The organism is Paenibacillus sp. Paensp111, from assembly GCF_059492195.1.
In genome coordinates, this window is the sequence record NZ_CP168527.1 from 4,115,510 (window position 1) to 4,141,429 (window position 25,920).

23 protein-coding genes are annotated in these 25,920 nt (G+C 54.5%); 8 read left to right on the forward strand and 15 right to left on the reverse strand.

The annotated features are described in order from the left end of the window. Window positions 1-25 precede the first annotated feature (25 nt). The 14 genes from ACEN86_RS19355 to ACEN86_RS19420 all read right to left on the reverse strand — a co-directional run bounded on the left by ACEN86_RS19355 (window position 26) and on the right by ACEN86_RS19420 (window position 17,182). Window positions 26-1,456: a sugar transferase gene (locus ACEN86_RS19355; RefSeq protein ID WP_495632107.1), complete on the reverse strand. Its 1,431-nt coding sequence runs from the start codon at window positions 1,454-1,456 to the stop codon at window positions 26-28. Then, window positions 1,453-2,643 carry a glycosyltransferase family 4 protein gene (locus tag ACEN86_RS19360; protein ID WP_495632108.1) on the reverse strand — a complete coding sequence of 397 codons (1,191 nt, stop codon included), beginning with the start codon at window positions 2,641-2,643 and terminating at the stop codon, window positions 1,453-1,455. Before ACEN86_RS19360 ends, ACEN86_RS19355 begins: the two co-directional genes overlap by 4 nt. Continuing rightward, a complete protein-coding gene (locus ACEN86_RS19365) occupies window positions 2,609-3,730 on the reverse strand; it encodes a glycosyltransferase (RefSeq protein WP_495632109.1) in 1,122 nt (373 codons plus the stop codon). Before ACEN86_RS19365 ends, ACEN86_RS19360 begins: the two co-directional genes overlap by 35 nt. Further along, window positions 3,696-4,973: an O-antigen ligase family protein gene (locus ACEN86_RS19370; RefSeq protein WP_495632110.1), complete on the reverse strand. Its 1,278-nt coding sequence runs from the start codon at window positions 4,971-4,973 to the stop codon at window positions 3,696-3,698. The genes ACEN86_RS19365 and ACEN86_RS19370 overlap by 35 nt, the downstream gene beginning before the upstream one ends. Then, on the reverse strand, window positions 4,970-6,571 hold the full coding sequence (locus tag ACEN86_RS19375) for a glycosyltransferase (protein ID WP_495632111.1): 1,602 nt from the start codon (window positions 6,569-6,571) through the stop codon (window positions 4,970-4,972). Before ACEN86_RS19375 ends, ACEN86_RS19370 begins: the two co-directional genes overlap by 4 nt. Continuing rightward, complete coding sequence (locus tag ACEN86_RS19380) at window positions 6,568-7,986, reverse strand: polysaccharide deacetylase family protein (RefSeq protein ID WP_495632112.1); 1,419 nt, start codon at window positions 7,984-7,986, stop codon at window positions 6,568-6,570. The genes ACEN86_RS19375 and ACEN86_RS19380 overlap by 4 nt, the downstream gene beginning before the upstream one ends. 10 nt (window positions 7,987-7,996) lie before the next feature. After that, window positions 7,997-9,610 (reverse strand): oligosaccharide flippase family protein, encoded by a 1,614-nt coding sequence (locus tag ACEN86_RS19385; protein WP_495632113.1) that lies wholly within the window; start codon window positions 9,608-9,610, stop codon window positions 7,997-7,999. Between the two features lie 30 nt (window positions 9,611-9,640). Next, window positions 9,641-10,765, reverse strand: coding sequence for a DegT/DnrJ/EryC1/StrS family aminotransferase (locus ACEN86_RS19390; protein ID WP_495632114.1), 1,125 nt, complete (start codon window positions 10,763-10,765; stop codon window positions 9,641-9,643). 3 nt (window positions 10,766-10,768) lie between these two features. After that, window positions 10,769-11,401, reverse strand: a complete 633-nt coding sequence (locus tag ACEN86_RS19395; protein WP_495632115.1) for an acyltransferase — start codon at window positions 11,399-11,401, stop codon at window positions 10,769-10,771. 25 nt (window positions 11,402-11,426) lie between these two features. Further along, entirely contained in the window at window positions 11,427-12,764 is a 1,338-nt protein-coding gene (locus ACEN86_RS19400) for a nucleotide sugar dehydrogenase (protein WP_495632116.1), read from the reverse strand. Between the two features lie 25 nt (window positions 12,765-12,789). Then, window positions 12,790-13,809: a Gfo/Idh/MocA family protein gene (locus ACEN86_RS19405; protein ID WP_495632117.1), complete on the reverse strand. Its 1,020-nt coding sequence runs from the start codon at window positions 13,807-13,809 to the stop codon at window positions 12,790-12,792. A gap of 25 nt (window positions 13,810-13,834) precedes the next feature. Then, window positions 13,835-14,470: a YveK family protein gene (locus tag ACEN86_RS19410; protein WP_495632118.1), complete on the reverse strand. Its 636-nt coding sequence runs from the start codon at window positions 14,468-14,470 to the stop codon at window positions 13,835-13,837. A 58-nt stretch (window positions 14,471-14,528) separates the two neighbouring features. Further along, entirely contained in the window at window positions 14,529-15,581 is a 1,053-nt protein-coding gene (locus ACEN86_RS19415; RefSeq protein ID WP_495632119.1) for a polysaccharide deacetylase family protein, read from the reverse strand. A 221-nt stretch (window positions 15,582-15,802) separates the two neighbouring features. Then, a complete protein-coding gene (locus ACEN86_RS19420) occupies window positions 15,803-17,182 on the reverse strand; it encodes a glycosyl hydrolase family 28-related protein (RefSeq protein WP_495632120.1) in 1,380 nt (459 codons plus the stop codon). A 267-nt stretch (window positions 17,183-17,449) separates the two neighbouring features. Between ACEN86_RS19420 and ACEN86_RS19425 the strand changes: the two genes are divergently transcribed. Next, the gene (locus ACEN86_RS19425) at window positions 17,450-18,397 is read left to right on the forward strand and encodes a GNAT family N-acetyltransferase (protein WP_495632121.1); all 948 of its coding nucleotides are present in this window, start codon (window positions 17,450-17,452) and stop codon (window positions 18,395-18,397) included. A gap of 64 nt (window positions 18,398-18,461) precedes the next feature. On the opposite strand, the gene ACEN86_RS19430 is transcribed toward ACEN86_RS19425, so the two are convergent. Next, the gene (locus ACEN86_RS19430) at window positions 18,462-19,532 is read right to left on the reverse strand and encodes an HNH endonuclease (RefSeq protein WP_495632122.1); all 1,071 of its coding nucleotides are present in this window, start codon (window positions 19,530-19,532) and stop codon (window positions 18,462-18,464) included. Between the two features lie 498 nt (window positions 19,533-20,030). On the opposite strand from ACEN86_RS19430, the gene ACEN86_RS19435 reads away from it, so the two are divergent. The 7 genes from ACEN86_RS19435 to ACEN86_RS19465 all read left to right on the forward strand — a co-directional run bounded on the left by ACEN86_RS19435 (window position 20,031) and on the right by ACEN86_RS19465 (window position 25,855). Then, a complete protein-coding gene (locus ACEN86_RS19435) occupies window positions 20,031-21,572 on the forward strand; it encodes an alpha-amylase (RefSeq protein WP_495632123.1) in 1,542 nt (513 codons plus the stop codon). A 102-nt stretch (window positions 21,573-21,674) separates the two neighbouring features. Continuing rightward, window positions 21,675-21,848 carry a CsbD family protein gene (locus tag ACEN86_RS19440; protein ID WP_495632124.1) on the forward strand — a complete coding sequence of 58 codons (174 nt, stop codon included), beginning with the start codon at window positions 21,675-21,677 and terminating at the stop codon, window positions 21,846-21,848. 499 nt (window positions 21,849-22,347) lie between these two features. Next, entirely contained in the window at window positions 22,348-22,941 is a 594-nt protein-coding gene (locus ACEN86_RS19445; RefSeq protein ID WP_495632125.1) for a TetR/AcrR family transcriptional regulator, read from the forward strand. A gap of 227 nt (window positions 22,942-23,168) precedes the next feature. Beyond that, window positions 23,169-23,393 carry a helix-turn-helix transcriptional regulator gene (locus ACEN86_RS19450; RefSeq protein ID WP_495632126.1) on the forward strand — a complete coding sequence of 75 codons (225 nt, stop codon included), beginning with the start codon at window positions 23,169-23,171 and terminating at the stop codon, window positions 23,391-23,393. Between the two features lies 1 nt (window position 23,394). Next, window positions 23,395-23,724: a hypothetical protein gene (locus ACEN86_RS19455; RefSeq protein ID WP_495632127.1), complete on the forward strand. Its 330-nt coding sequence runs from the start codon at window positions 23,395-23,397 to the stop codon at window positions 23,722-23,724. A gap of 193 nt (window positions 23,725-23,917) precedes the next feature. Then, the gene (locus ACEN86_RS19460) at window positions 23,918-24,544 is read left to right on the forward strand and encodes a TetR/AcrR family transcriptional regulator (protein ID WP_495632128.1); all 627 of its coding nucleotides are present in this window, start codon (window positions 23,918-23,920) and stop codon (window positions 24,542-24,544) included. 33 nt (window positions 24,545-24,577) lie between these two features. Next, entirely contained in the window at window positions 24,578-25,855 is a 1,278-nt protein-coding gene (locus ACEN86_RS19465; RefSeq protein WP_495632129.1) for an MFS transporter, read from the forward strand. Window positions 25,856-25,920: the final 65 nt, after the last annotated feature.

Genomic DNA, 25,920 nt, shown 5'->3' on the forward strand with positions numbered 1-25,920 from the left:
TCTGCCCTTACCTCCCTTCTCCACCTTAACCATGCAGCTGCTTCGATGCAGCTGGCAGTTCGGACGCTGCGGTGTTCAGAATTTGCTCCAGGCCAAGCCGGGCTGGCTTTGTCTCCGCCTTGACGCCCCGGGATTGCTCCCGCTTCAGCACTACCATAATCGTCTGGAATAGAAGGCGTAGGTCAAGCAGCGGGGAATAGTTCTTGATGTACAGCAGGTCGTAGCGCAGCTTATCCTCCGGAGAGGTCGTATAGTTCGCCTTGACCTGGGCTAGACCGGTCAGACCCGGCTTGACCATAAGCCGGTACGTATAATGCGGCAGCTCTAATTTGAAGGCCGAGATGAAGAAGGCGCGTTCGGGGCGGGGGCCGACCAGACTCATATCGCCTTTGAGGACGTTGATCAGCTGCGGAAGCTCATCAATTCGGGTGGCCCGGATGAATTGGCCCAGCTTCGTTATTCTGGCATCTCCATCCCCGGCAAGGACCGGTCCTGTACTCTGCTCCGCATTGTCGATCATGCTTCGGAATTTGAGCAGATGGAAAGGCTTCTCATGATGCCCTATCCGCTCTTGAACGAATAGCGCTCTGCCCTTCGAGGTCACCGGAATGAGAATGAACATGAGCAGCATGACCGGCGAAGCGGCCAGCAGCAGCAGTGACGAGATGAAGAGGTCGATAGACCGCTTCATGATGCGCTCGAGCAGGGTGAGGTGCGGCGGCATGATGGAGTAGACCATCAGATCATCGAGCTGCTGAGGTTCGGCATTGACGAGCGACAGCTCGTAGAAGTCCGGAATCAGCAGGACTTCGATCTGCCGAGTCCCGGCTGCGCGGATGAGGGAGGACTTGGTTTTTGCAGGGAGAGCATGGGCGAGAAGGACGACATCAATCTCCTCCCACATGCTGCCTGGCAGCGCGTCTTCCTCCTCATCCATGGCCATGACATACTGAATATCCAGCCAGGCGCTTCCCTTGGTAAGCAATTGCTCGAGAAGGGGGATATCCGAATGCTCCCGGCTTACGATCACCATGGCTCTTTTGCGACCCGTTCCCCTGGACTGAATGAAGAAGATGAGCAGACGCAGGCCAAAGGTAAGGATAAGCTGGATGACAAAAGCGATAATAACTACACTGCGCGGCAGGCTGAAGGTCTTCAGCCAATAATTCAGCGCAATCAGCTCGGCGACAAAGACAAGGTGAGCAAGCACGAGATTATACAGATAGGCTGCAGGCTTCTGGCGCCCTGCGAAATCGTACAGGTAGAACATATAATAAGGCACTACGGTGAACAGACCGAGCCAGGGGGCATAATCCAGAAAAGAGCTCCATTCGGACTGTGGAATGTCTCCGCGAAATATGAGCTTGTAAGCCAGCAGGTAGCTGGCATAGACAATGAAGCAGTCCAGCAGCAGTATGAATACCTTCATGCCCTTGAAGCGAAACAGCCTGATCATCTGGAACGCGCAGCTCCTCTCTCCCCGGTTCTATCTTCAGTCAAAAGATCATCATACACTTCTCTCATCATGGAACGAATCAGCTTCACATCATAACGGGAAGCCATCTTTCCGCTGCGCTCCCCCATCTGCGGGCGGAGCTGTGGATTCTCATACAGCTCTAGCAAGGCGTCGGCGGCTGCCCCGGCCTCGTCAACCGGAATGACATAGCCGTTATCCCCGTGGATAACAAGGTCCCTGCTGCCGCGCACATCTGTGGCGAGGATCGGCTTCTCGGCCGCAAGGCCCTCGAGCAGTACCTTGGGAAGGCCCTCCCGCCTTGATACCAGGGCAAGCACATCAGCTGCCTGCATCAGCTCCTGGATATCCTGGCGGTAGCCAAGGAACTTCACCTGCTCCTCTACGTCAAGCTGCTGACACAGCTTGATGAGATTTTCTTCCTCGGTTCCCACGCCTGCAAGCAGCAGAGTCGTGGGTACCCCCCGCTGTATAAGCCTATGTACGGCATGAATAAGCTGCTGCTGATTCTTGTTCCGGTTCAGCTCGGCGACACAGAGGATAACCAGCGCAGCGCTGCTGATACCCAGTCCGCGCCTTAGTTCCTCCGACTTCACATCCGGATTCGGGCTTAACGCACTCACATCCACACCTACGCCAGGTAGGTAGATAAGTTGACCCCGCACGGGGAAGCTGCTAGCCCGGTCGTAATCCTCCTGATTAATCGTAATCAGGCTGTCCGTGAATCTGGACATGAACCGCTCCAGCGGATAATAGATCAGCCAGGCAAGCCGGGAAGCTCCCGTATGGAAGTGAAACCCGTGGGCGGTGTACACCACCCCCCGGCAGCCTGTCAGAAAGGCCGCTAGCCGGGTGATCAGGCTGGCATTCGGCGTATGCACATGGATGAGATCATATTTCTCTTTGCGAAGCCATCTGATCATCTGGAACAGGGCCCGCGCATTGCCCCAGGACAGAGGCCTGCGGCTGAAGGAAATGTCCCTGCATTCAAAGCCCCTACTACTAACCTTCTCCCGTCTGGGATCAGGGCTTCCATAAGCATGAACTTCAAAGCCTTCATGCCGGAGATCCTCCATGAAAGGAAGGTGGAATGCGGCCAGGTGGGAATACACGGTTGCTACATAAGCGGCTTTCCTAGGAACTGGTTGACTTGCTTGCCTCTTGCCCATAAAGGTTCTCCCATCGTTCAACAATCGTATTTATATTAAAATGGCGGCTAACATATTCCCTTCCGGCACGGCCCATATTCGACCGAATCTCTTCCGGCCTCGTCATCACCTTGATCATGCACTCGGCCAGCTGGTCCGGATTGGATGCTTCAGCGAGATAACCGCTCACCCCGTCATGGACCACCTCCTTATTGCCGCCTACATCCGTAGCCACAATCGGCAGCCCGCTTGCAGAGGCCTCCAGCAGAACCATGGGCAACCCCTCCCACTTCGAGGACATCAAATAGCCATCCGCCGCACTCATCAGGCGGGTCACATCGGTGCGCATGCCAAGGAACTGCACAGATTGTTCCAGTTGAAGCGTCCGGCACAGTTCTTCAAGCCGGGCACGTTCCGGGCCAATGCCCGCGATCAGGAGGTGGCTTGCCGGACAAGCCCGAAGCGTCTCCGCAAAGGCACGGAGCATCGTCTCGTAGTCCTTCTCCGGAACCAGACGGCCCAAGGCCAGCCAGATGAACCTGTCTTCGAGGCCCATCTCGCTGCGCAGAAGCAGCCGCTCCTGTTCTGACCTGCTGAAATGCTCCAGATTGATGGCGTTCGGAATGAAGATGATTTTGCGTCGGGGGGCGGCTTTAATTTGGATATACCGGTCTACAGCTTCCTGACTGACATGGGTCATCAGATCACAGAGCGGATCTGTAATCCGGTACAGAAGATTGCGCAGCCGTCCCCCTTCATTAATGCTGTGCGCGGTACAGATCAGCAGCTTCATGGGCACGAATAAGCGGGTTACCCGGGCCAGCAGGTTGGCATGGACCATGTGACTGTGAATCACGTCCGGCTGGAAGGAACGAATGAGTCTACGCAGACGGAAGATGGCTCTGGGGTCGGGGATCCCTTTTCGCATGTTCAAGGAGTGGACCTGGGCGCCCATCTCATCCAGTTCATCCAGATAGGCCACAGGCCGCACCATGCTGATCAGCTGAACCTGGTAGCCCTTGCTCTTAAGCGATCTGCACATGTGTACGAGCTGGCTCTCCGCGCCGGCATAGTCAAACCCGGTAATAAGATAAAGCACCCTTTTCACTTCGTTCCGCCTCCTCCTTCTGCCTCACCGGCACGAATGCCAGTGACACAAATGCGATCAGCATATATTCGTAGTTATAGCCAAAGTCACCGCTGAGCAGGGCGCAGCCGAGCGACTGAAGCAGCAGCACCATCAGCACTGGCTGGCTTCTCGCCGACCACAAGGAGAACAGGTACGCCAGCCCCCACATGAACAGCCCGGCAATGCCCAGCTCGCTGGCCATCTCTATAATGACGTTGTGTGGGAACTCATCCTGAACAGGCGGGGTATTGCCTCCAAGACCCGAACCGAAGAAGGGATGCTCCTGAAAAACCTCAAACGCCTTGATCTGCAAATCCATGCGTCCGAGAAAATTATCATCACCCTTCAGCTGACTCTGGCTGAACAGCACCGTGAACCGGCTGCTGCCCACGAGCTGCCCCAGCTGATCCGCGTAGAGGCCGGCAGCGCCGGCGGCCAGCAGAGCTACCCCTGCGATTACTGCGGTGTACCGCTTCAGCTTGCGGAACTCCCCGCTCTTATACTTCCTGTATAAGAAGTAGGCCAAGATGAGCAGATTGGCAGCTGCAAAAGAGGCAACGGGCCCCCTCGACTGCGTAGCAAACGCAGAGGTCAGGGCCGTCCCGAGCGTGGCCAGCCTAATCAGCCAGGGGATGTTCCTCCCCCAGATCGCGACCGCGGCCGCCATGAGCGAGATTCGGGCATTGAAGATCGGATTATCTCCGGGAAGCGTTAATCTTCCGGGATATTCCGGGTTATATTCGCCGAAGAGAAGATGGGTCGCCGCATAGGCAAGTCCGAACATGGCGACTACGGTCCAGGAGAGCTTGCCGTATCTTTTGTAGACGATATAGGTGTACAAGCCGGGAATAACCGCCCGGGTCATCAACAGGAGCTCTTTGGATAAGCCGCTGGAGTTCATGGAAGCCCAGGCAAAGGACACGGTGCAGTATCCGAAGAACAGGACCCACAGCCATAGGCCTTCATTGCTGAACATGTCCCTAAGAATCGGCGGTTTCTGGAAGAGAGCAATGATCACGAGGAGTAGAGGAGCGCCGACCAGGAGGATGAGGGAATTGATCGGGATGTACTGCTTGTAGAAGTACCCGATCGCATCAAAGAAAATGCTGAAGCCGAGCACATAACCCGAATCCAGCTTAAGCCCAAGCTGAAGAATGCACTGCACGCTGAAGACCAGAATCACGAAGATTAATAGGAGAATCAGAATAAGCTGGGCGTTCACGATCGTTCACCTTGTTCCCTGATCAGCTTCAAATAACTGAGCCGCTGCGACTCCTTCACCCGGGTATCCAGATGGCTGATCGCCTTCCTTGGAACCTTCCTCCCCCGCCATGCGCTGGCGAAATCGTCGATCCTTGCAAGACCGTCCCTTACATTGCCGGGGCTGCTCGGGAGCTGAAGTATGAACGGTACCGGCTCCGGAAAGTCTGTCTCCGTGTATGCCGTAATCACAGGCAGGCCGTTCGCCAGATACTCCCGGACTTTCAGCGGCGAAGCCTCCTTCATCTGCTTGCGGTACAGCGCAAGCGTACCGATCGCAAGATCCGCCCGTTCCAGCAGCGGCTGGTAATCCCTCCGGGCAAGCCTGCCGTGAAAGGTCATGTTCGCGGGCGCAGGCTCCGGCAGTTCAGACGCATCCACCCCGATGAGGTCGAAGCTCCACTGCGGCCTGGCCTCCGCGAGCTCAGCGATCGCGTCGACCCCATGCCAGGCTTGGCCTGGGGAGCCGATGAAGACGAGCTGCACAGCATCGGCGGCTGCCGGGCCCTGCTGGATCGACGGGTCGCCTAGCTGCTGGTCCGGCAGCTGATCAGAGTGAGGCGTCTTATGGAACTGCTGCTCGGAATGCTCAGGCTGATGAGACTCGCGGGGCCGTTCGGGATCCTGATGCCCGAGCGGCGCAGGCTCCTGATGCTGGGGCTGTGAAAACTCGTGAACGGCCTGTGACTGAGGGGACTGATGAGTAAGCTCAGAATCATTAGGCTGCGGCACAGGATGGAATAGCTCAGGCTGATGAGGCTCGCGGGGCCGTTCGGGCTTCTGATGCCCGAGCGGCGCAGGCTCCTGATGCTCCCGCATGTGCTCCCGCCCAGACGGCCCGGACTCCTCCAGAACCAGGAGGCCGGCCATGGCTCCCGCAGTCCCAAATGCACCAGAGGCGGAAGTCTCGGACGCGCCAGAGGTGAGAGCCTCTTCAAATCGGCCATCTCTGCTGGAGAGGCCGTCTGCAGCGACCTGTGCGGAGACAGCAGCAGACGCCGGGGGCGCGCTGGCAAGGCTTTTGCTCACCAGATAATGATCCAGATTGATGCCGTTGCCAATAACCGTGCCGAGCTTCGTATAGCGGCTGAACTCCGGCGCCTCGGACAGCTCCCTGCTTACGAATACAGCCCCTGCTGCCGCTCTCAGCACCCGCGCTCGGGTCAGCCGGTGAAAATGATAGCGCAGATCCTTGTCCATCCTCATTTCCGTCAGATCATTGCTGTTGATCTCAAGTACCGAGGGGAACTTCTTGAGAAGCGCCGGTAGTGAATAGTAATAGTGGTCGAACCGATGATACAGGACCTCCGGCTTCCACTGCCGGACCCGCTGGGCCAGCTTGCGGAAATCCATCAGACGGGACAAGCCTCCTTGATAGGACTGGACAACCACCTCAACCCCGCCGAGCTCACGAACCCACTCTTCCCCGCTTTCGCTTGTGAACAGGAAGAGCGCCACCCGGTGACCCAGCCGCGTCCACTCCGTGATCTGGTCAGCTACCTTCTTGAATACACCGCTGCGGGGACCTTCATTCCAATGGATTAAGTATGCGATTCTCACTGGACACTCACCTTTTTCGGATTGTGGATACTGAGCTTCTCAAGACATGCCTGATAAAGCTCCCTGTCAGAAGACCTCATAAGCTGGCTGTTATGCCACAAAAGCGTGAAGTCCCCCTGGTACTTGGCACACTGCTTGTAATAGTGAAGAATGGTCCGCAGCGCTTTTTCCCCGGTCAGGCCCATATAGCTCTGGTGGACAATCGTCTGATCCATGACGATCAGCGGACGTTCACGAAGCTGAAGCGGCTGCCGGGTCCGCAGATTGAACACGGGAAATTCATAACATACCCCGCAACGGAATCCGGCAAGGTCCGCATAGATCAGCGTGCTGTCATAATGCAGACCCGCATCCTCCCAGTGCTGCCAGGTATCCGGAGCGCGCCATCTGAGGTAGTGCTGTCTGCCGCCCCAGACCTGCTGGGAGATGCCGCATTCCTCGGCTGTGCTCCGCAGGATCTCGTACTGCCTGCGGATTCGCTCCGGATTCAGATAGGTCTGATAAGCCGGATGCAGCCCGATCTCGTGGCCGCGATTGTGAATTTGTCTCAGCAGGGCGCGAATATTCGGGTCGGCCATCTGGTAATTGCCATCCATCCCCGGCTCGGTCTCCTGGGTAATGAAGTAGAAGCTGCTGCGGATTCCATTCCGCTCGCTAAGATCCATAAGCCACTCGAATGTGTTAAAAGGATCTGCGCTTAAGTCACGAAGACCCCGGCGGAGCATGCCCGCCTTCTTCAGTGCGGATTCCGTATCGAAACGCCGGAGCATATCTCCGGCACTTTCCTTCGCTACACTGAGGAAGCTGCGTCCATATACGAAGAAGGGCGCGTCTACATCATGACTGATAAGCTTCCTAAGCTCCCGTTCCTTCCTTCTCAGCTCCGGCCACAGCCGGGAAAGGCAGGTGTAGAGAATCTCCAAGTATTCGTTGACAATCGGACGATCCAGAAATCCGGCCTGATAGGCAACGGAGCTGTAAGCCGTGAAGCGGTCATGCTGGTCCCGGTCTGTAACCACCAGCTCCTCGTACCTGGCAAGCATGAAGAAGGAGCCGCCGAACAGGTCGATCCCGCAAGTAATCTTTTCTTCATCTGTGTGAATAAAAGTCCCTTTTCGGTTAGGTCTGCCGTACAATACCGGGACCGAGCCAAATCCGGGGATTACCGCTTCATCCAGGGGCAGCTTCGGCATCGAAGCGGGCTTCAGCCACTCTGCGTCTTCCGTTCGAAGAAGCACATCGGCAATAATCAGCTGGGCCCCGGCCGAGCCCCAGGCTTCGGCTTCGGTAATCTCAACATCCTCCCGCTCTTCGTAGGACACGATATAATCCAGACCGAGAAACTCTTCAAAAATAACCCGGTAGATATATTCCCTTTCCGGCTTGCGCTCTATTGGAGAACGTAGCATCAGCATTGCAATCTCGTTACCCTCGTTCCTTTATATTTTCGATGCTGGAGGAGCCTGGCTCCGGCCCTTCCTCAGACAAGCCAGATCCGGGTTCCAGCAAATCCTGCTTCTGAGCCTCTTTCTCCAGTCTGGCTGCTCTCACGATATGTCTGGCTGCTTCTGCATAAGTAAGCCTCTCCTGGGGCCTGGTATCCCAGGCCTCCCGCTGTTCCCGAAGCCACTGAAGCCTCGCTCTATGCAGCTCACGCTCCCGGATTTCATGTTCCTGAAGCACCTCGGGCTGAGCTTCTGCCCCCGAAGCAGAGAGCTTCGCCTGACCCTCTTCCGCCTCCACCGTGCGTTCGCCGGGAGCGTCCGCACCTGCACTTGGGCGAACGTCCTCGTATTTCCTAATCGACAACCAGGATAATCCCAGATGAAGAACATAACCCAGTGTGGAGGCCAGGCTGAAGAACAGAATAACCATCTCCGGCGTCTGCTTCGTATATAGAGCCAGGACGAGCGCGGAAGTAATGATGAGCGTTCGGATGATCTCCCGGTACAGATGAAGCTCCTGCCGCTCCATAACATCGATGGTGCTCCCAACCGAGTTGGCTACGAACTGGCTTAAGTACATGATCGAGAGAATGCGGATGTAATCCCCGGACTCCCTCCATTCCTCCCCGAACAGGAAGGAGAACGCCGCGGGGCCAATGGTGAAGAATACCGCAATAATAGCAAGGCCCAGTACGAATACATGCCGCACGGTCTTAAGGAACAACGGCCGCATCTGACCGGGGCTTGAGATCATATATTCGGAGGACTCGGCTAGATATACGTTGCGGATCGAGCTCATAATCAGCGTCATCGGCGAGCCCAGAATACGCTGTCCCAGCGCGAACCAGCCAGCCACATGAACGCCGTAAAAGGTCGCCAACCAGATCGTCGGCAGATAAATGACGACACTGTTAAGCATGTTCGACGCAAGCGACAGCTGGGGAAAGCGCCGGTACCGATAGGCACTTTCCCGCAGATCCAGCCACTTCAGCCGGATGGCACTCTGACGCATATCCCCGCGCCACTGCTTCCACTGGGGAAGCAGCCCTCCGAACCTTCCCAGGATATCTCCCGCGATCAGCCCTAGCGGCCCGAAGTGGAACAGGCTGAGGGTGATCTGGGAGGATACCTGCCCGATGCTCTGCGTATATTTGGTTCTGGCGAGCTTGCGGTAATGCTTTTTGCGGATCAGCCAGTAGTTCAGGATCTGATAACATCCTCCGAAGAACAGGCTGATGGCGAACAGCAGAGAGTAGTGGGGCAGGTCACGGTCATGCAGCCAGACGGAGAGCGGCTGCTGCAGGAGGAAGATGGCGATCCCGCTGGCCACGCTCACTCCGCTGCAGATCAGAAGGCACAGCCCAAGAACGCTGGAGGCCGTCTTGTCATCTTCCGGCAGCGTAACCGCACTTTCATAGGAGAAGGACACCAGCATCAGCAGAATGCCGATGACGGACAGGTAGATCGAATAGGTGCCGTATTCAGCCGGGGTGTATAGCCTTGTCACCAGCGGCAGTGTCACCAGAATGATCAGCTGGCTGATCAGCGTGCCGCTGGCAAGCACAAGAACACTGCGCAGAAATTTATCCAGCACTAGCTTCCTGAAGTAATTCCGCATGTGATTCTATCGAAGAGCCTCGATTACAGATTCAGCTACGATCTGCTGAACGGAAGCCTCGATCTTCGGACCGATCGGCAGAGACAGAACCTCTCCGGCCAGCAGCTCGGCGATCGGCTGGCTGATTCTCAAATGGTGATAGACTGGCAGCTGATGAACGGGGATCGGATAATAGATCACCGAGCTGATCCCCTTCTCCGCAAGCTTCGCCTGAACCTCATCGCGCCTTCCGTCCTGTACCCGAATCGTGAACTGATGATAGACATGTCTTCCGTAGAACTCCTCGGCAGGGAGGAGGACCCCCGGAATTTTATCCAACAGCTCCCGGTATGTATCGGCCGCTCTTCTGCGGGCTTCATTCCATTCTTCAATATAAGGGAGCTTCACTCTTAGAATGGCGGCCTGAATTTCATCCAGACGGGAATTGTAGCCGACCAGCTCATTCATATACTTCTTCCTTGATCCATGGGCTCTAAGCATGGAGACTCTCTCGGCGAACACAGCGTTGTTCGTTGTGATCATGCCGCCGTCCCCATAGGCCCCTAGGTTCTTGGAAGGGAAAAAGGAAAAGCAGCCAAAGTCCCCGATCGTACCGGCCTTCCTCCCTTTGTATTCCGCTCCAAAGGCCTGCGCGGTATCCTCCACAACATAGAGTCCATAACGGTCAGCCAGCTCCAGAATCGGGTCCATATCCACGACTTGACCGAATAGATGAACCGGAATGATCGCCTTGGTTCGCGGGGTAATCACTTCTTCGATCCGGTTCACATCGAGATTGAAGGTCAGGGGATCCACGTCAGAGAAGACGGGAGTGGCGCCTACATGGCTGATGGCTTCCGCTGTTGCGAAGAACGTAAAGGGCGTGGTGATCACCTCATCACCGGGACCCACCCCAGCCGTAAGCAGCGCGAGAACCAGCGCATCTGTGCCTGAATTAAGCGCGATCGCATGCTTCACATCCAGATACTCGGCGGCCTCCCGCTCAAATTGTTGTACATTCTCCCCCATGATAAATGCACCTTTGTCCAGCACGTCCTCAATCGAACGCAGTAGCTGGGGCTTCAGTTCCGTGATCTCGGGGCTGAGATCCAGGACCGGGATACGCTTTAAGGTTACAGGCGGCTGCTCCATCTTCTACACCTCTTTCGTTAGATAAACTTCGTTCTGACTCCATTCATATTCACGTCCGCAGGACGTGCAGACCGCGCAGGCCGGGGATACCGTGCAGGACGTGCAGGCTGTGCAAGCCGAGGACGAACCACCTTCCGCAAAATGAAGCGTCACCCCGCACCGGCACACCCAGCCAATCCGGCGGGCCGGAACTCCGGCATAGAGGGCGTAAGGCGGAACATCCCGGTGAACCACGGCCCCGGCCGCGATCAGCGCCCACTCCCCGATTGTCACCCCGCACACGATCGTGGCATTTGCCCCGATTGAAGCCCCGCGCCTCACGAGGGTTCTGCGATAATCTTCGCGGGTATTGCGGGGAAATGCCGCCCTCGGCGTGAGCACATTCGTGAATACCATGCTGGGACCGCAGAAGACGTCATCCTCCAGCACGACGCCTTCATAGACCGAGACATTGTTCTGGATCTTCACTCCGCTGCCGATCGTGACATGGTTCCCGATGTAGACGTTCTGCCCGAGACTGCACCGGCTGCCTATGACCGACGTGGGGGATACGTGTGAGAAATGCCAGATTTTCGAGTCTCCCCCGACGATAGCTCCATCATCGATCACCGCGGTGGGATGAGCATAATAAGTCATGACTACCTCCAATCCAAGTCAAAAGCTACAGCAAATAATAATGCTCCGGCTTATCCATCGCCCGCATTCCGTTACGGGTATCGAACAGGCACCGGCTCGCGCTGCCAATCAGCCCGTAATCAAATCCGGAATGATCCGTCGTGATGACGGTCATATCCGCTTCCGCAAGCTTCTCTGCGGTCAGCTCTACACACTCATAATCCCGGCCGCGGTGTCTGAACGCCTGAACATGGGTATCGCTCACCCACACCTCAGCGCCCCTCTCCTCGAGCAGTTCAATCATCTTCAGTACCGGCGATTCTCGGTAATCGTCGATATCCTTCTTGTAGGCAACGCCAAGCAGATAGACACGCGAACCGCTAATCGGCTTCTTGTACCTGTTCAGAATCTCGCTTATTCGCTGCACGACGAACTCGGGCATCGCATTATTGATCTCGCCGGCAAGCTCGATGAGCCGGGTATGGTAGTTATACTCCCTGGCCTTCCACGTCAGGTAGAACGGGTCGATCGGGATACAGTGTCCGCCAAGTCCCGGCCCGGGATAGAAGGCCATGAAGCCATAGGGCTTCGTCTTGGCCGCATCAATCACTTCCCATACATTGATGCCCATCCGGCTGCACAGCACCGCCATCTCATTGGCGAGGGCAATGTTAATGTGCCGGAACGTATTCTCGTAAATTTTCTCCATTTCCGCCACAGAGGGGCTGGAGACGACATGGACATGACCATCCAGCACCTCGGCATACAAGGTCTGCGCTACCCTAGAGCAGGCGGCCGTGATCCCGCCCACCACCTTGGGCGTGTTCTTCGTGTTGAACGATCTATTGCCCGGGTCCACCCGTTCCGGTGAATAAGCGAGGAAGAAATCCTCTCCGCATTTCAGCCCAGTGGCCTCCAGGATGGGCCTCACCAGCTCCTCCGTCGTTCCCGGGTAGGTAGTGCTCTCAAGCACGACCAGCATGCCCGGATGAAGGTACCTGGCAATTTCCCGGGTGGAATTCTCTACATAGCTGGTATCCGGCTGCTGGTAGGTATCCAGCGGGGTAGGGACACAGATCGCTACGGCGTCCACCTCCCGGAGAAAAGAGTAGTCCGGCGTTGCCTGCAGCTGCCCCCGTTGGACAATACTCCGCAAATCCTCGTCAACCACGTCCCCAATGTAGTTGACTCCGCTGTTCACCATATCGATTTTGCTCATCTGTACATCCAATCCGATTACGCGGTAGCCTGCCTTTGCCTTCTCCACAGCCAGCGGCAGGCCGACATAACCGAGACCGATCACCCCGATGACCGCTGCTCTGCTCAGCAGCTTCTCCATTAATCCCTCGCTGTAATCCTGCAGCTTGGCCTTATCCCCCAGCATGATTAACCTCCGTCCCCATATTCCATCAGGTATGAATCTCCTGCCGGCCAGCGGCCGTAATAATCTCATCCACAAGGCGGACGGCCCGGATCCCGTCGTCCACCGTAACTGCGGGGCTCCGATCCTCTTCAATCGCCCGGATCATATCTTCGATAATGCGCTGATGCCCGGGTACCCCGTAAGGGTCAAGCTCTACACGCTGGGTGATCATGTCAATCTCTCCCTGCGTCATGGAAGAACACTTCCACTGCTTAATCCAGTTCGCCGTAGCTCCGCCAATCACCACATATCCATGCTCACCGAAGACACTGATCGACTCCTCAAGATTGTGCTCATATACGGTTGTTGCCGCCTCCACGACCCCCAGCGCTCCGCTGCCGAACCGCAGCGCCGCGATCGCTACGTCCTCGGTCTCGATTCGGCGCAGTCTTGTATCCGCCATAGCCTGCACCTGGGTTACCGGGCCGAACAGCCAGAGCAGCAGATCCAGGCTGTGAATCGCCTGATTCATCAGCACGCCGCCATCCATCTCCCGTGTGCCGCGCCAGGCGGCCTGGTCATAGTAGGCCTGGGACCGGTTCCAGCGGACGGTGGCATTTACATGACTGATCTTGCCGAGCAGGCCGCTGTCCAGCGCCCATTTCAAATAGCGGATCGCCGGCCGGTAGCGGTTCGGGTGCACGACGGCAGCTTTGACTCCGCCAAGCCTGACCGCTTCCCGGATCGCTTCGCCATCCTCCAGCGTCAGCGACACCGGCTTCTCGATGATGAGATGCTTGCCCGCCCGCGCCGCCGCCTCCGCGAGCCTCGCATGGGTCCCGCTCGGCGTGCAGATGCAGACCAGGTCAATCTCCGGCATCTGCCGCAGCATTTCGTTCATGCTGGTGAATACGGCTGCGCTGCTTCCAGCCTGAATCTGGAGTGCTTCGAGCTTGGCCGGGTCCGTATCGCACAGCGCCACAAGCTCTGCGCCTTCCAGTGCCCGAATGGCCTGCATATGCTTCAGGGCAATGTGCCCGCAGCCTACAATGGCGCACTTCATCATAAGTCATCCCTCCATGGTCATTTGATCAAGCAGACTTCTCCATCTTGCCGCTCTTCATACCGCTTCTGCGGCGGGATAGACGCCGGTTCTCCAGCAGCAGGCAGAGGCTTAGGGCGGCGAATAGGCCGATTAGAACGCCGAGCGCCAGATTGAACAGCTTCTTGGGGCTGACCGGCTCAGAGGCCTGATCCATATCGGCATAGTCGAGCACCGTTACCTTGGCGCTGGAGACAATTCCCTTCGACTTGCTGATGAAGGCATCTGCGAAAGCATTCACAATCGATACCGCGCTTTGCGGATCCCGGTCGGTGGCATACAGGTTAATGACCAGCGTGCCGGGGTCGGTGCGCACCTTGATCTTCCGCAGCAGCAGGGTTGGCGACTCACTCAGTGCCAGCTTCTTCTTCACTTCACCCGCCACGCTGCGGCTCTGGATCGTATCCTCGTAGGTCTTGGTCAGCATCTGGCTTGCCAGAAGCTCGTTATAGGTGCCCGATTCATTGGCCTGAGCAATATTCGCCATTAAGCTGGCAGAGGCCTGATACTGCGGCTGTACGAACACATTGATCAGATAGGCTCCTCCCACACAGATAAGGAGAGTTAGAATAGCGATGATAAAGTGCCTTTGAACCGCTTTGATTAGGAAAAGTAAATTCAACACGCTCACCCTACCTTTTGCTTTTATACCTGTATAAAATGGATGCTTTGCCTGCCGGTCCTCAAGCCTTCACTTCCCGGGTCCATTCCACCGGGCTCGTCATTAATTGCGGTTCACGAACCGCCGCAGCGCCAAGGATCTGGTCGCTCAACTCCTCCATATTGCGGCTCTCCATGCCATACATTGACTGAAGCTTCTTATAGTGCTGGATAATCTCGCCCAGCAGCTTCATATTACGGTCTTGTTCATCCACCAAATTGTAGGGATGGCACCACAGATGATAGACTTGATTGTTCCTCGCCGCATGGGTCATCCCCCTAAGGATCCGTCTCAGCCGAAGCGGCTCCAAAGGTGCAAGCTTCCTGGAGTAGGAGCGCAGGAAATGGCTCGCCGGCAGATTGACGGGTTCCCCCTGCCTCGCTTCTTCCATAGCATAACTATGAAAACCCGACAGATTGAGATATGTATCCGCGAGGCGCAGGGCCCGCCGGAGAAGGGAGTCGCCCGTGCTGTATCCCCTCTTGTACAGCCAGTGCCCCGGATTGCCCCGGTAAGCACGAATGCCTTCAGGCCAAAGCAGCTTTAGATAATCGGGATTGACCTGGTTGCGCGGAAATACAATACTTTCAAGCTGAATGCCCTGACGCTCGGCGGCCCGGACTGCCGCCCGCAGGTCTGCCAGGAACTCGGCCGAGTCTTGTCCCGCTTCCAGGCAGTAGTAGTGAGAGAACGTATGCGTGGATACGCGCTGATACGGGGTTTCCTCAATCCGCCTGATCAAGGAAAGGCCATAGTGCGAGGAATCCGTCTGTTCATCCGCACCTACTTCGCCGCTCGCCAGGTGCGGGTAAGGGGATAGATTGGCATCCTGATAGACCGGAAGCTTCGCGGGAATCCCGCGCAGCATCTGCTCCTTGGATTCGAAGAACATCAGCCCTACCGTTGCCCAGGTCGCGTGGATGCCGCTCTGCTCAAATAACCTCAGCACTTTCCTGATCGTCTCTCTTTCTCCGGCAAAGTGCTTAAGGTAGTGAGATCTCGGGCAAATATCCCGAAGCCCCCAGTACAATTCCAAATCCATGGATATAACGAATTGGCCATGGTTCATAGGCATCGCGTTACCAAGTCCCCCTTAATGGATTGAATCCTATTCCTGCACGCTTGCTGCGGCACTGCCCGAACATGAACGGGTTCATTCCCTTGTCCGTCAGAAGCAGCCCGGTGTGGTTCTTTCGTTCGCAGCCTTGGTCTGTATTTCATAGATATACAAATAGAGCGGCCGTTATGCCAAAAAAGTAGATTCAGCATAAAGACCGCTCTGTAGTTAGCTTGGAATTAAGCTCTGACTGTAACATTCCGGTTGGTTGAAGCCAATTGAATGTTAAAGGTTGAAGCTTCAATTATATTCCCGCGAAGGGCCAGATTAATCTGGGTATATCCGTCCAGATAAGTAGATAGATCGATGCCCCCGCCATTTTTCATAATCAGGGTGTTATCCTTGATGACTCCGAAATCGGCATTCTGCCAAAGCCAGATTCCCCGCTCGCCGTTCTCAATCGTATTGTTCTTGATTGTAAAGTTATAAATATTGCCCAGCCGGATTGCCGTTGTACCCTTAATCGTACTGCCGCTGCCCATAACAATTTTATTACCATAAATCACGGTGTTGCGCACGGTTTCGAACGCACTGACCTCAATGGCCGCATAGAAGCTGCCGATCCCGTCAATGACGTTGGAGGAAATGATGTTGTTGCTTCCGTACACACTGATGGCAGAGAACATATCAGGTGCCAGGTTGCCCTTGTTCACTCCCTGATAGTAGTTGTTGTTCAGATAGGAATTCACAATATGGTTGCCGTTCACCTTGACCCCCTGGGCGTAGATCTTCATTCCGCGCTTCGCACAGTACTCAAGCAGGTTCCCCGAGATCACACTGTCCGTATTCTGGCCGGCATTCTCGTCCATGGCCGGGTCTTCATAATAAATCCCGTCGCCGTCGTCGGCTGGACCGATATGATGAATATGGGAATTGGTGATCATCACCTGTCTGGCCGCGGCCTCATTCGATCCCCAGGTTGTCGTAATATAGATCCCCCGGGCAATCATGGAGCCATTCGACTGGTTAATCGCATAGATATTGCTCACTTCCGAGCTGTCAATCTTAATCAGGCTGGTATTGCCGTATACGACGATGCCGGCCACCACTTCCGAGTAGCCCTCTTCATCTGGATTCCTGCTCTGCGAAGCATTGGCGGCAGTTACTCCGGTTATGTTCACGCGCTGCACGCCCCCGCCCACGACAAGGACCCTGTTCACCTGCTTGTTCCCGTCGAGAATGAGGTTACAGATCTCCACATCACTGCCCGTTACCCGCATCATCTCCCAGCCGAACCTCTTGCCTGACGCCTTGATTACCGAATCGCTGCCCTGTCCAACCAGCTTGGTCCTGCTGCCGATCATCAGCGTGCGGTTCGGATCGATCACATAAGTCCCCTTGGGGAAAAATACACTGGCTCCCTTTCCGGCAGCCTGATCAAGCGCCTTCTGTACAAAGAGCGTATCGTCGTCCCGCCCATTGCCCTTGGCCCCCAGCTGTCTTACATTGATCACACTGCCGGAGCCGCCGAGCTGGCTGATCACAGCCTGCTGAACCGTATCTCCTGAATTCGCCATAGCGAGGATGGCAATCATAACCTGTTTGAAGAATCTTTTCACACGGCATCCCTCCATAACAAAATAGCCTGGCTGCCCTCGTTGTAATCGTTTGCCGCTGCAGAAATGGGTAGGCTTGGATGCTTCTTATATACTTAAATTCTAACATCCCCGCCTGTGCATTAAGAATCAGTATTAGCCTAAATCTGGCTGTATAAGCAGCCCGAAAATGTACTGGGCATAAAGTGACGGAAGATGAATATACATGCTGGTATGGAAGTATGGGAAGACAAGCTTGATATTTCTGTAAGATAGGAGAGTAGGAACCACATGTACGATATAAAGCTGCTGGAGCGCTGGGCAGAGTTCAACCGCCAAAAGTGGGGATGCCGCACGGTTATTCGCAGCTTCCAGGCTCCCGGCTCGAACAGCCGCTGCGAAAGCCTGTTCTTCTTCAACCGGAGGGGAAAGCTCTACCTCCCCCCTCTTAATCCATATCATCCCACTCTGTTCTATCCTACGCCCACGTCCAAGACGCACCGGATCAGTACCCAGTGGCACGAGACCGCCGGGCAGATGATTCCGGAAATGAGTACGGCTATGGGAAGCGCCGGCTTCTGCCTGCCGCCTGAGTTCACCGATATACGTCCATTTATCTGGCAGGGATTCGAAGGGAGGGTGAAGTATACTTACTATCTCGAATTCCCCTTCTGTCTGGAGAAGGCCAGCGGAGATATTCGCGGCCGGATCAAGAGGGCTGCTTCAGAAGGCTATTATGCCCGGCGTACGACAAATATGAGTGAGGTGCATCCATGCCTGACTGGTACGGAGACCAGACAGGGCTTCTCTCACCAATTGTCGCTCGAAGATTTGGAGCTGGCCCAGGAGCTTCTCGGTGAAGAGGCTTTTCGCTGTTATGTATGCTACTCCCGTGAGGGCGAGCCGGTCAGCGCAAGCGTCGTTCTGGTGCTTGACCCGGACCGGCCGCAGGGGTGGATTGCCGGCAGCAAAGTGGAGCACTTAAGCAAGGGCGTTGTCCAGCTGCTCCAGAGTGTCCTGCTTCAGGATCTGTCGGACCGCGGAACGAAGGGCTTCGACTTCGCCGGGGCCAATATTCCGTCAGTGGCCAAGTCCAAGGCCCCCTGGGGAGCCTATCTTGTGCCCTATTATCTAATCAAAAAGCCGGTATTCAAGGATGTTCTGCGCGTCACTTGGAACTGGTGGAGATTCGGCAGGCTTAAGCACCGCTTTACACAGACAAAGACGCCATCCGGTTAAGGACGGCGTCTTTGTCTGTGTAAGTGATGACTGTGTGGTGATGTTATCGTGGGCACGGCTCCATTCATTTATCTATTCCCTTAAGGAATTCCTCCGCATCCTTGTCCGCCTTCAGCTGGTTGCATAGGTTACAGGCACAGACACAGTTGTCCGGTGTCGTATGCCCCCCTTTGGCCCGCGGAAGCAGATGATCGATCGTATCCCCATACTCCCCGCAGAAGTAACACGTATAGTGATCCCGGGTCAAAATAAACCTGCGGAAGCCCTTGCTCGTATACAGCCGGCGGATCGTATGCGGATTCACGACGACGGCGGCATGCTCCCTGACCAGCGTTACGGCGAGCTCCAGATCAATCTCCTGCTGCCAGCCTCTGCCGCGGTCGGTCCTTCCGCGCATGCGGACAAGGCCCTGGTGATTCGGACGCAGCCGGGAAGGATCGGACGGATCCAGGCCGGGTTCCGTCTTCTTCGGCTGCCGGTTAGAGACTGGCCGGGAAATTGGCCCCGGCCTCGAAGAGGCCCTGCCGCTCTGCGGCTCCGCGGGAAGCGCTGCATGGAGTGCAGCGGAGGGCCCGGCGTCCGCTGCGGACAGCGGCCCGGAAGAAGCTGCGGCGGGACGCCCCGCAGGCTGCGGACGGCTCGGGCCCGCAGCAGGACGCCCGGCGACGTATGGCGGGCGGCGGGAACCTGCCGCCGCCGGCTTCGCCTGCCGCGGCTCGCCTGCATCTCGAGCAGGCCCATGCGGGGGATGCTCCCGGCTCCCAGCATGGGCGCTCTCCTGCTCCGCTGCCTGGGCACTCCCCTGCTCCGCTGCCTGCACACTCCCCCGCTCCGCTGTCTGCGCGCCCTCCCGGCCCCCAGCATGGGCGCTCTCCAGCTCCGCTGCCTGCGCACTCTCCCGCATCCCAGCCTGCGCGTTCTCGCGGCTCCCCGCATGGGCGCTCTCCAGCTCCGCCGCTGCCGTGCTCTCCTGCGGAGAGGAGGCCGCCTTAAGCCTCCGGCGGCAGTCGCGGCACATTCCCCGGCGGGCACCTGGCCTGCTCCCCCTGCCGGTTCGGCGGAGAAATTCCGTAACCGGCTTTTTTTCATGACAATGAGCACACTGCTTATATGTAGTCGATTCGTTAGAAGTCATTGTATTCGGGGCAATCTGTAGTTATGGATAAGTAGGATTATCCGGCCCCTTTCGTCACCTCGTATGTTCATTTATTAATAGTTAAGTGTTCCGTTCAACGCCTCTACACTTATACCACTTTTCCAGGTTATTGAAGCTGCCAGGAAGATTAGCCGCCGCACAGAGGTGTGAATATATATGGATTGAACTAAAGACTGTGTGATCGATTTCCTACCGCAATAAGCGGTTGCCAGAATCTAAACATTCATTTCTTTAGTTCATTCCATATAGTTATAACTATACTGGTTTTTCTCACAAGAACCCAATTCCTAGACGGAAATCCAGGAATAAGGTTACAGCCTGCTTGAAACTCGGGTGTATTTTTGTTTATTTACGTAATTTTTCAGAAATCTTTGGCTTTACTGGAGCTTGCTAGGTTAAAACTTGCGGGTGAATGGGTAATGCTTAATTATGCAGGTTTAAGCACACGAGTCTGTGCTGATGGAGGAGGAGTGCAAGTTGAAAAGAAATCATACGATTATGCAGTTTTTTGAATGGCATGTTGAACCGGACGGACAGCATTGGAATCGGCTCACCGAAATCGCCCCTGAACTCAAGGCTGTAGGTATTGATGCCGTATGGGTGCCGCCTGTTACTAAAGCCATTACAAATAAAGATACCGGCTACGGTGTTTATGACCTATACGATTTGGGTGAGTTCGACCAAAAAGGAAGTGTTCGCACCAAATACGGAACCAAGGATGAGCTGGTTAAGGCCATTGCAACCTGCCAGCAAAATGGAATTCTCGTCTATGTGGACCTGGTTATGAACCATAAAGCTGGCGCAGATGAGACCGAAAGCTTTGAAGTGATTGAAGTGGATCCAAATAACCGGACCGAGGATATCTCCGCGCCTTTTGAGATCGAGGGATGGACCAAGTTCACTTTTCCGGGCCGCGGAAATACGTACTCTCCTTTCAAATGGAATTGGACGCATTTCAACGGAACGGACTATGACAATAAGGAAGGCCGCAATGGCATATTCCGGATTCATGCCGAGAACAAGCAGTGGGCCGAGAATGTTGATGATGAATTCGGCAACTATGACTATCTGATGTTCGCGAACATTGATTACAGTCATCCGGATGTACGTCAGGAGATGCTCGAATGGGGTAAGTGGCTTGTAGACACGCTGCAGTGCGGCGGGTACCGACTTGATGCGATCAAGCATATCAACCATGACTTTGTCCGGGAGTTCGCAACTACGATGAAGAAGAAGCGCGGAGAGGACTTCTATATCGTTGGGGAGTTCTGGAAGGATGAGCTGCAGGCGTGCCAGGAATTCCTGAATACCGTCGATTATAAGATCGACCTGTTCGATGTCTCTCTCCATTACAAGCTGTATGAGGCCTCTCATGCTGGAAATTCTTTTGACCTGACAACCATTTTCCACGATACGCTTGTGGGCTCTCACCCGCTGAATGCCGTGACCTTCGTGGATAACCACGATTCCCAGCCGAATGAGGCACTGGAGTCCTGGGTAGAGGATTGGTTCAAGCCAAGCGCCTATGCCTTGATTCTGCTGCGCAAGGATGGTTATCCGGTTATGTTCTATGGCGATTATTACGGTATTGGCGGGGAGCATCCAATTGAAGGCAAGAAGGATCAGCTCGATCCTCTGCTCTGCGCCCGTTACAACAAGGCGTATGGGGAGCAGGAGGATTACTTCGACCATCCAAATACCATCGGTTGGGTCCGGTTCGGTGTTCCGGAGATTGAGCGCTCCGGCTGCGCGGTAGTCATCTCCAACGGGGATAACGGCGAGAAGCGGATGAATGTCGGAAAAGACCGGGCCGGTCAGGTATGGGTCGACCTTACGGGAACGCGTGATGAGCAGATTACCATCGAAGAAGACGGATTCGCCGTATTCCCGGTTAACGGAGGCAGTGTATCCGTCTGGGCGCAGCCGGACGTCGATATTGAGCAGGGTGAGGAAGTTCCTGCCGATCTCATCTGCGGACAGCAGGAAGGGGAACACTTCGGGCTGGAGGAGCAGGCGTAAGAACTGCCCCCGATGTTCCCGCGGAGATCCTCCCGCCCCTCTGATTGATTATTCCCGTATCGGGTAAGTACTCTATACACTAACCATAAGGAGTTGTTGAATATGAGTCACGATAACGGGCTAAGCGATAAAATCAAAGGCGGCGTGTCCAAAGCCAAGGGCGAAGTGAAAGACCAGGTCGGGAATGCGACGGGCGATGCTTCACTTCAGGCAGAAGGCAAAGCAGACAAAGTTAAGGGCGCTGTTCAACAAAAGGTCGGCGAACTTAAAGACTAAGATTGTCTAAGAGTAAAGCTGCTGGTTCAGCAGCTGACATAGCTAATTAGTAATACCCCCGCTCATCTCAATATGGGCGGGGGTATTTGCGTAGGTACAAGACTCATTGCAAAGCTGTAAAACTATAAAAGGCCTATCCCTCTCACAGTGGTATAACAACCATTTAATGGTATAATCATTATAATATTAACATTTGCGAGGTGGACCATGAGGCTTTTGAAAAACTTCGTTGTTGTTGTACTAACTTTGGTTGGAGAACTATGGGCAGGCATGTTCAACCGAAGTCCGGAGTTTTACGATAAACGCACAGAGACTAAGACAAGAAGAGGTTATGTGTGGTTTGTGTTATTTGCCTTTGTTGCATCTGTAGGAATTGTAACCTGGATGTATAAAAGGGTTTACGGCTAGTTGTGGCAGAAAGTGTTCTCCCCCTTTACTTCTCCTCCAAAATTAGGGATGATGGACTGAACTAATGTTCAGATTCACGGAGGGATGCGTCATGACCAAAGGAGAGCAGACGCGCAGGTTCATTATCAAGCAGTCGGCAGAGCTCTTCAACCAGCACGGGTATGCAGGTTCTTCACTTTCAGATATCACCCTCGTTACCGGGATTAAGAAGGGGGGATTGTACCGCCACTTTGCCAGTAAAGATGAAATTGCCGTTGAGGCATTCAATTACGCCTGTCAGGTCGTCGGGGGCACAATTGGAGAGGCTGTCCAGCGGGAGAGTACAGCGTACGACAAGCTGATGGCCTACTTCCTTGTCTATGAGCATGCGGCTGAGTCACCGCCCTTCATCGGCGGCTGTCCCCTGCTTAATACCGCGGTAGAATCGGACGACTCCCATCCGCTGCTCCGGTCCAAGGCCCAGGAGAGCTCCCGGCGAACACTGGACGGCATCCAGGAGATCGTGGAGCAGGGCAGGGCTAGCGGAGAGTTCAAGGCGGACCTTGATGCCGAAGCCGTGGCCATGTTCACCCTGTCACTGCTCGAAGGCGGGATAATGCTCAGCAGGCTTGAAGGAAGCAACCGTCCTATGCAGCTCAATATAGAGAGCTATTCCAGTTATCTTAAGCAGTTCTGCCTTAAGTAAAGGCGGCATGTAAGTGTATGCCGCATGTGGCCCTACTCGTTCGTTAGACCGAAGACCCGGCTGTGCAGGGATTACGATTCCGCGCATGGCCGGTTTTTTGTGTTGTCTAAAGAGAGTTCCTTTGTGTGACTGCAACTATGCCTCAAATTTGCGCACCTTTTTTGTATAACTTTACTTTACTTTTTTTAAAGTATGATTTACTATTTTATTGGAAGGAGTTGGGTATTATGGAAAATTCACCGGACTCTATTATTAACAAAGTTTATGAATTTAGAGTGTTAAGGAAGATGTCCCAGAGTGAACTAGCCAAAGCCGTTGGCGTATCCAAACAGACTATTTTTGTCATGGAAAAGAATAATTATTCCCCATCTCTGCTGCTGGCTTACCGAATCGCCAATTTCTTCGGAGTACCTATTGAGGAAATCTTCGCCTATACCAAAGGAGGTCATTAGAATGATTAGCAGTCTGGATCTGTGGCTTAGCCATGTCAACAACTTTAACTTGTTCGTGGGAATCGTCATCTTCATCGGGATATCCAGTATGGCCGCTTATACTTACTTCCTGAACAAGATTGGCAAAAAAGATGAATACAGTCTGCAGATCAGACTGGGCGTGACGAATAAGATGTTCATATCGCTCGTAATATTGCTCATGATGTTTATCTTTGTGGTACCAAGCGGCCTGGTGTATTACAAGCAGCTCATCGCCCTGTGTATATCGATTACCGCTCTCGTGGGCGCTATATCGGCAGCCTACTATTACGTTAGAGACTTCAAAGGTTAAGATGTTCTAGCGTAAGCATAACCACACTCACCAATCCTCCAAGCACGGCCATTTCACGTGCAAATCAATGCAATTCAAATGCAACTTAAATGCAATTCATAAAAAATCCCAATTTCCCCCTTGCAAAATGAACCATGTGTCATTTATATTAATGACACATGGTTCATTTATTTCAGTCAGAAAGGATATTGTCATGTCACCCAAAATATCAGACGAAGTCAAAGAACAGCGCCGACAGCAGATTCTAGATGCGGCTGAACAGGTCTTCATCCGCACCGGCTATGAGCTCGCGACGATGAAGAATATTGTGGAGGAAGCGGAAATGAGCCGTGGCTGGATTTACTTATATTTTCAGACGAAGGAGGAGATCTTTGAGGCCCTGATCAAGAAATATGAGCTGGAAAGCGAGCATATGTTCAGTCAGCTGATCGCCAGCTGCCCCAGCCTCTGGTCAGCGCTTGAGACGCTACTGAGCGAGCAGAAGAAAGCGATGAACACCCTGGAGAACAGCCTGGTTTCCGCCTACTACGAGTATTTCCTCTCCGGTTACCGCGACAAGGAGCGGCGGTCTCGGCTGATTCGGCATTTTGAGACGTCACTTGGCCTTATTACTCGTCTTATTGAGACCGGGATTGCCAAAGGGGAGTTTCACCCCACTCTGCCGACTGAGCTCATCAGCAAGATCATAACGTCCAATTTGGAAGGCATCATGAGTCTGGCCATGGCGGTCGGTACAGAACAAGCGGAGGCCGCCGCACAGGTTGATGCCCTGATTCCCTACTTCAAGATGCTGCTGGGCATTAACGAACAAGCAGGTTAAAGTAAAACCATTTCGTTAATGAAGGAGCCTACTATGATGCAGTTATTCAAGAATTTAACGTTCACCAAAATGTTTCTCGCACATTTCGCCTCCCAGCTGGGTACCGTGGTTGGCAATATGGCTTTTGTCTTCTACCTGCTGGATCACTTCAGCACCCAGCCCGCATATGCCACGATTGCCGAGCTAATGTACTCGCTCCCTACCCTTGCCGTCTTCCTGTTCGTAGGCGTACTCGCCGACAAGCTGGACCGCAAGCGGATTGCCATGAACAGCGACTGGATCCGCGCTGGACTTACCGCCGTACTGCTCCTGGCCGTTCATGAGGAGTGGATTGTAGCGGCCTTCGGCATCCTGTTCCTGCGCAGCGCGGTATCCAAATTCTTCGTGCCTGCTGAGACGAGTCTGCTGCAGGGCATCATGAGGGAGGATCAATATGTGCAGGCCGCGGGCCTGAATCAATCGGTAGCAGGGATCTTCATGCTGTTCGGAACAGGCCTTGGATCGATATTTTACACCTACCTCGGCATCGAAGGAGCCGTCATTATGGATGGAGCCAGCTTCCTCATCTCGGGGCTTCTCATCGCCAGATGCAGGTTCGAACCTGAAGTTCGCCTTCCGAACGGCAAGGTGAGGCTTGGCGATCTGCATATCCGCATCATCGCGAAGGATTTCTGGCAGGGTCTGACGTATATCCGCAGCAACCGGCTGCTGATGGCGATCATCTCCGGCTTCCTGGTATTCGGCCTGATTAATGGAGTATTCGCAGTCCTGCTAATATTTACGATGAAATATAAGCTTAGCCCAGAGCATTATCAGACCTATTCTGCCCTGATCACCGTATTCCTCGGAATTGGATTCCTGATTGGCAGCTCGGTTGGACCTCTATTGATCAAGAAATTCTCCAAAGTATCTGTCCTGATTACCGGTCTCATCGTGTCTGCGATATTCACCATTCTGCTCGGATTCATGGATGAAATATGGTTCTATCTCGCACTTGTCCTTATCGTCGGAGCTATTCTCGCCCCCGTTAACGTGGTCCTTGGCGGATGGCTGCCTGAGCTCGCGGATCCGGGTAGTATGGGGCGTGTCAGTGCATGGATCGATCCTCTGATGATGCTCGGCCAATCCATCTCGCTGGGGCTTATGGCCGCAACCTTCCCTAAATATGTATCCATCGAAACACTGTACATCCTGCTGGGAATCTGTATTCTAGCTGTCAGCCTGTACTACTGGTTCGTTCTTCCCTCGCTTGACCGGAAGCATAGGGCTGCAAAGCTTCAAGTCACCGCTGCTGCGGTATCTGCTGATTAAATCATACATCGCGATTCAACCACAGGGGCCAGTGGTTAATAATCGGGGCCGGGATATGAGATAGC

Excerpts from the sequence above, each read along its gene's own strand:
- ACEN86_RS19355 (WP_495632107.1), bottom strand. The coding sequence starts at position 1,456 with ATGATCAGGCTGTTTCGCTTCAAGGGCATGAAGGTATTCATACTGCTG.
- ACEN86_RS19360 (WP_495632108.1), bottom strand. The coding sequence starts at position 2,643 with ATGGGCAAGAGGCAAGCAAGTCAACCAGTTCCTAGGAAAGCCGCTTAT.
- ACEN86_RS19380 (WP_495632112.1), bottom strand. The coding sequence starts at position 7,986 with ATGCTGATGCTACGTTCTCCAATAGAGCGCAAGCCGGAAAGGGAATAT.
- ACEN86_RS19390 (WP_495632114.1), bottom strand. The coding sequence starts at position 10,765 with ATGGAGCAGCCGCCTGTAACCTTAAAGCGTATCCCGGTCCTGGATCTC.
- ACEN86_RS19395 (WP_495632115.1), bottom strand. The coding sequence starts at position 11,401 with ATGACTTATTATGCTCATCCCACCGCGGTGATCGATGATGGAGCTATC.
- ACEN86_RS19400 (WP_495632116.1), bottom strand. The coding sequence starts at position 12,764 with ATGCTGGGGGATAAGGCCAAGCTGCAGGATTACAGCGAGGGATTAATG.
- ACEN86_RS19405 (WP_495632117.1), bottom strand. The coding sequence starts at position 13,809 with ATGATGAAGTGCGCCATTGTAGGCTGCGGGCACATTGCCCTGAAGCAT.
- ACEN86_RS19415 (WP_495632119.1), bottom strand. The coding sequence starts at position 15,581 with ATGCCTATGAACCATGGCCAATTCGTTATATCCATGGATTTGGAATTG.
- ACEN86_RS19425 (WP_495632121.1), top strand. The coding sequence starts at position 17,450 with ATGTACGATATAAAGCTGCTGGAGCGCTGGGCAGAGTTCAACCGCCAA.
- ACEN86_RS19430 (WP_495632122.1), bottom strand. The coding sequence starts at position 19,532 with ATGACTTCTAACGAATCGACTACATATAAGCAGTGTGCTCATTGTCAT.
- ACEN86_RS19440 (WP_495632124.1), top strand. The coding sequence starts at position 21,675 with ATGAGTCACGATAACGGGCTAAGCGATAAAATCAAAGGCGGCGTGTCC.
- ACEN86_RS19445 (WP_495632125.1), top strand. The coding sequence starts at position 22,348 with ATGACCAAAGGAGAGCAGACGCGCAGGTTCATTATCAAGCAGTCGGCA.
- ACEN86_RS19450 (WP_495632126.1), top strand. The coding sequence starts at position 23,169 with ATGGAAAATTCACCGGACTCTATTATTAACAAAGTTTATGAATTTAGA.
- ACEN86_RS19455 (WP_495632127.1), top strand. The coding sequence starts at position 23,395 with ATGATTAGCAGTCTGGATCTGTGGCTTAGCCATGTCAACAACTTTAAC.
- ACEN86_RS19460 (WP_495632128.1), top strand. The coding sequence starts at position 23,918 with ATGTCACCCAAAATATCAGACGAAGTCAAAGAACAGCGCCGACAGCAG.
- ACEN86_RS19465 (WP_495632129.1), top strand. The coding sequence starts at position 24,578 with ATGATGCAGTTATTCAAGAATTTAACGTTCACCAAAATGTTTCTCGCA.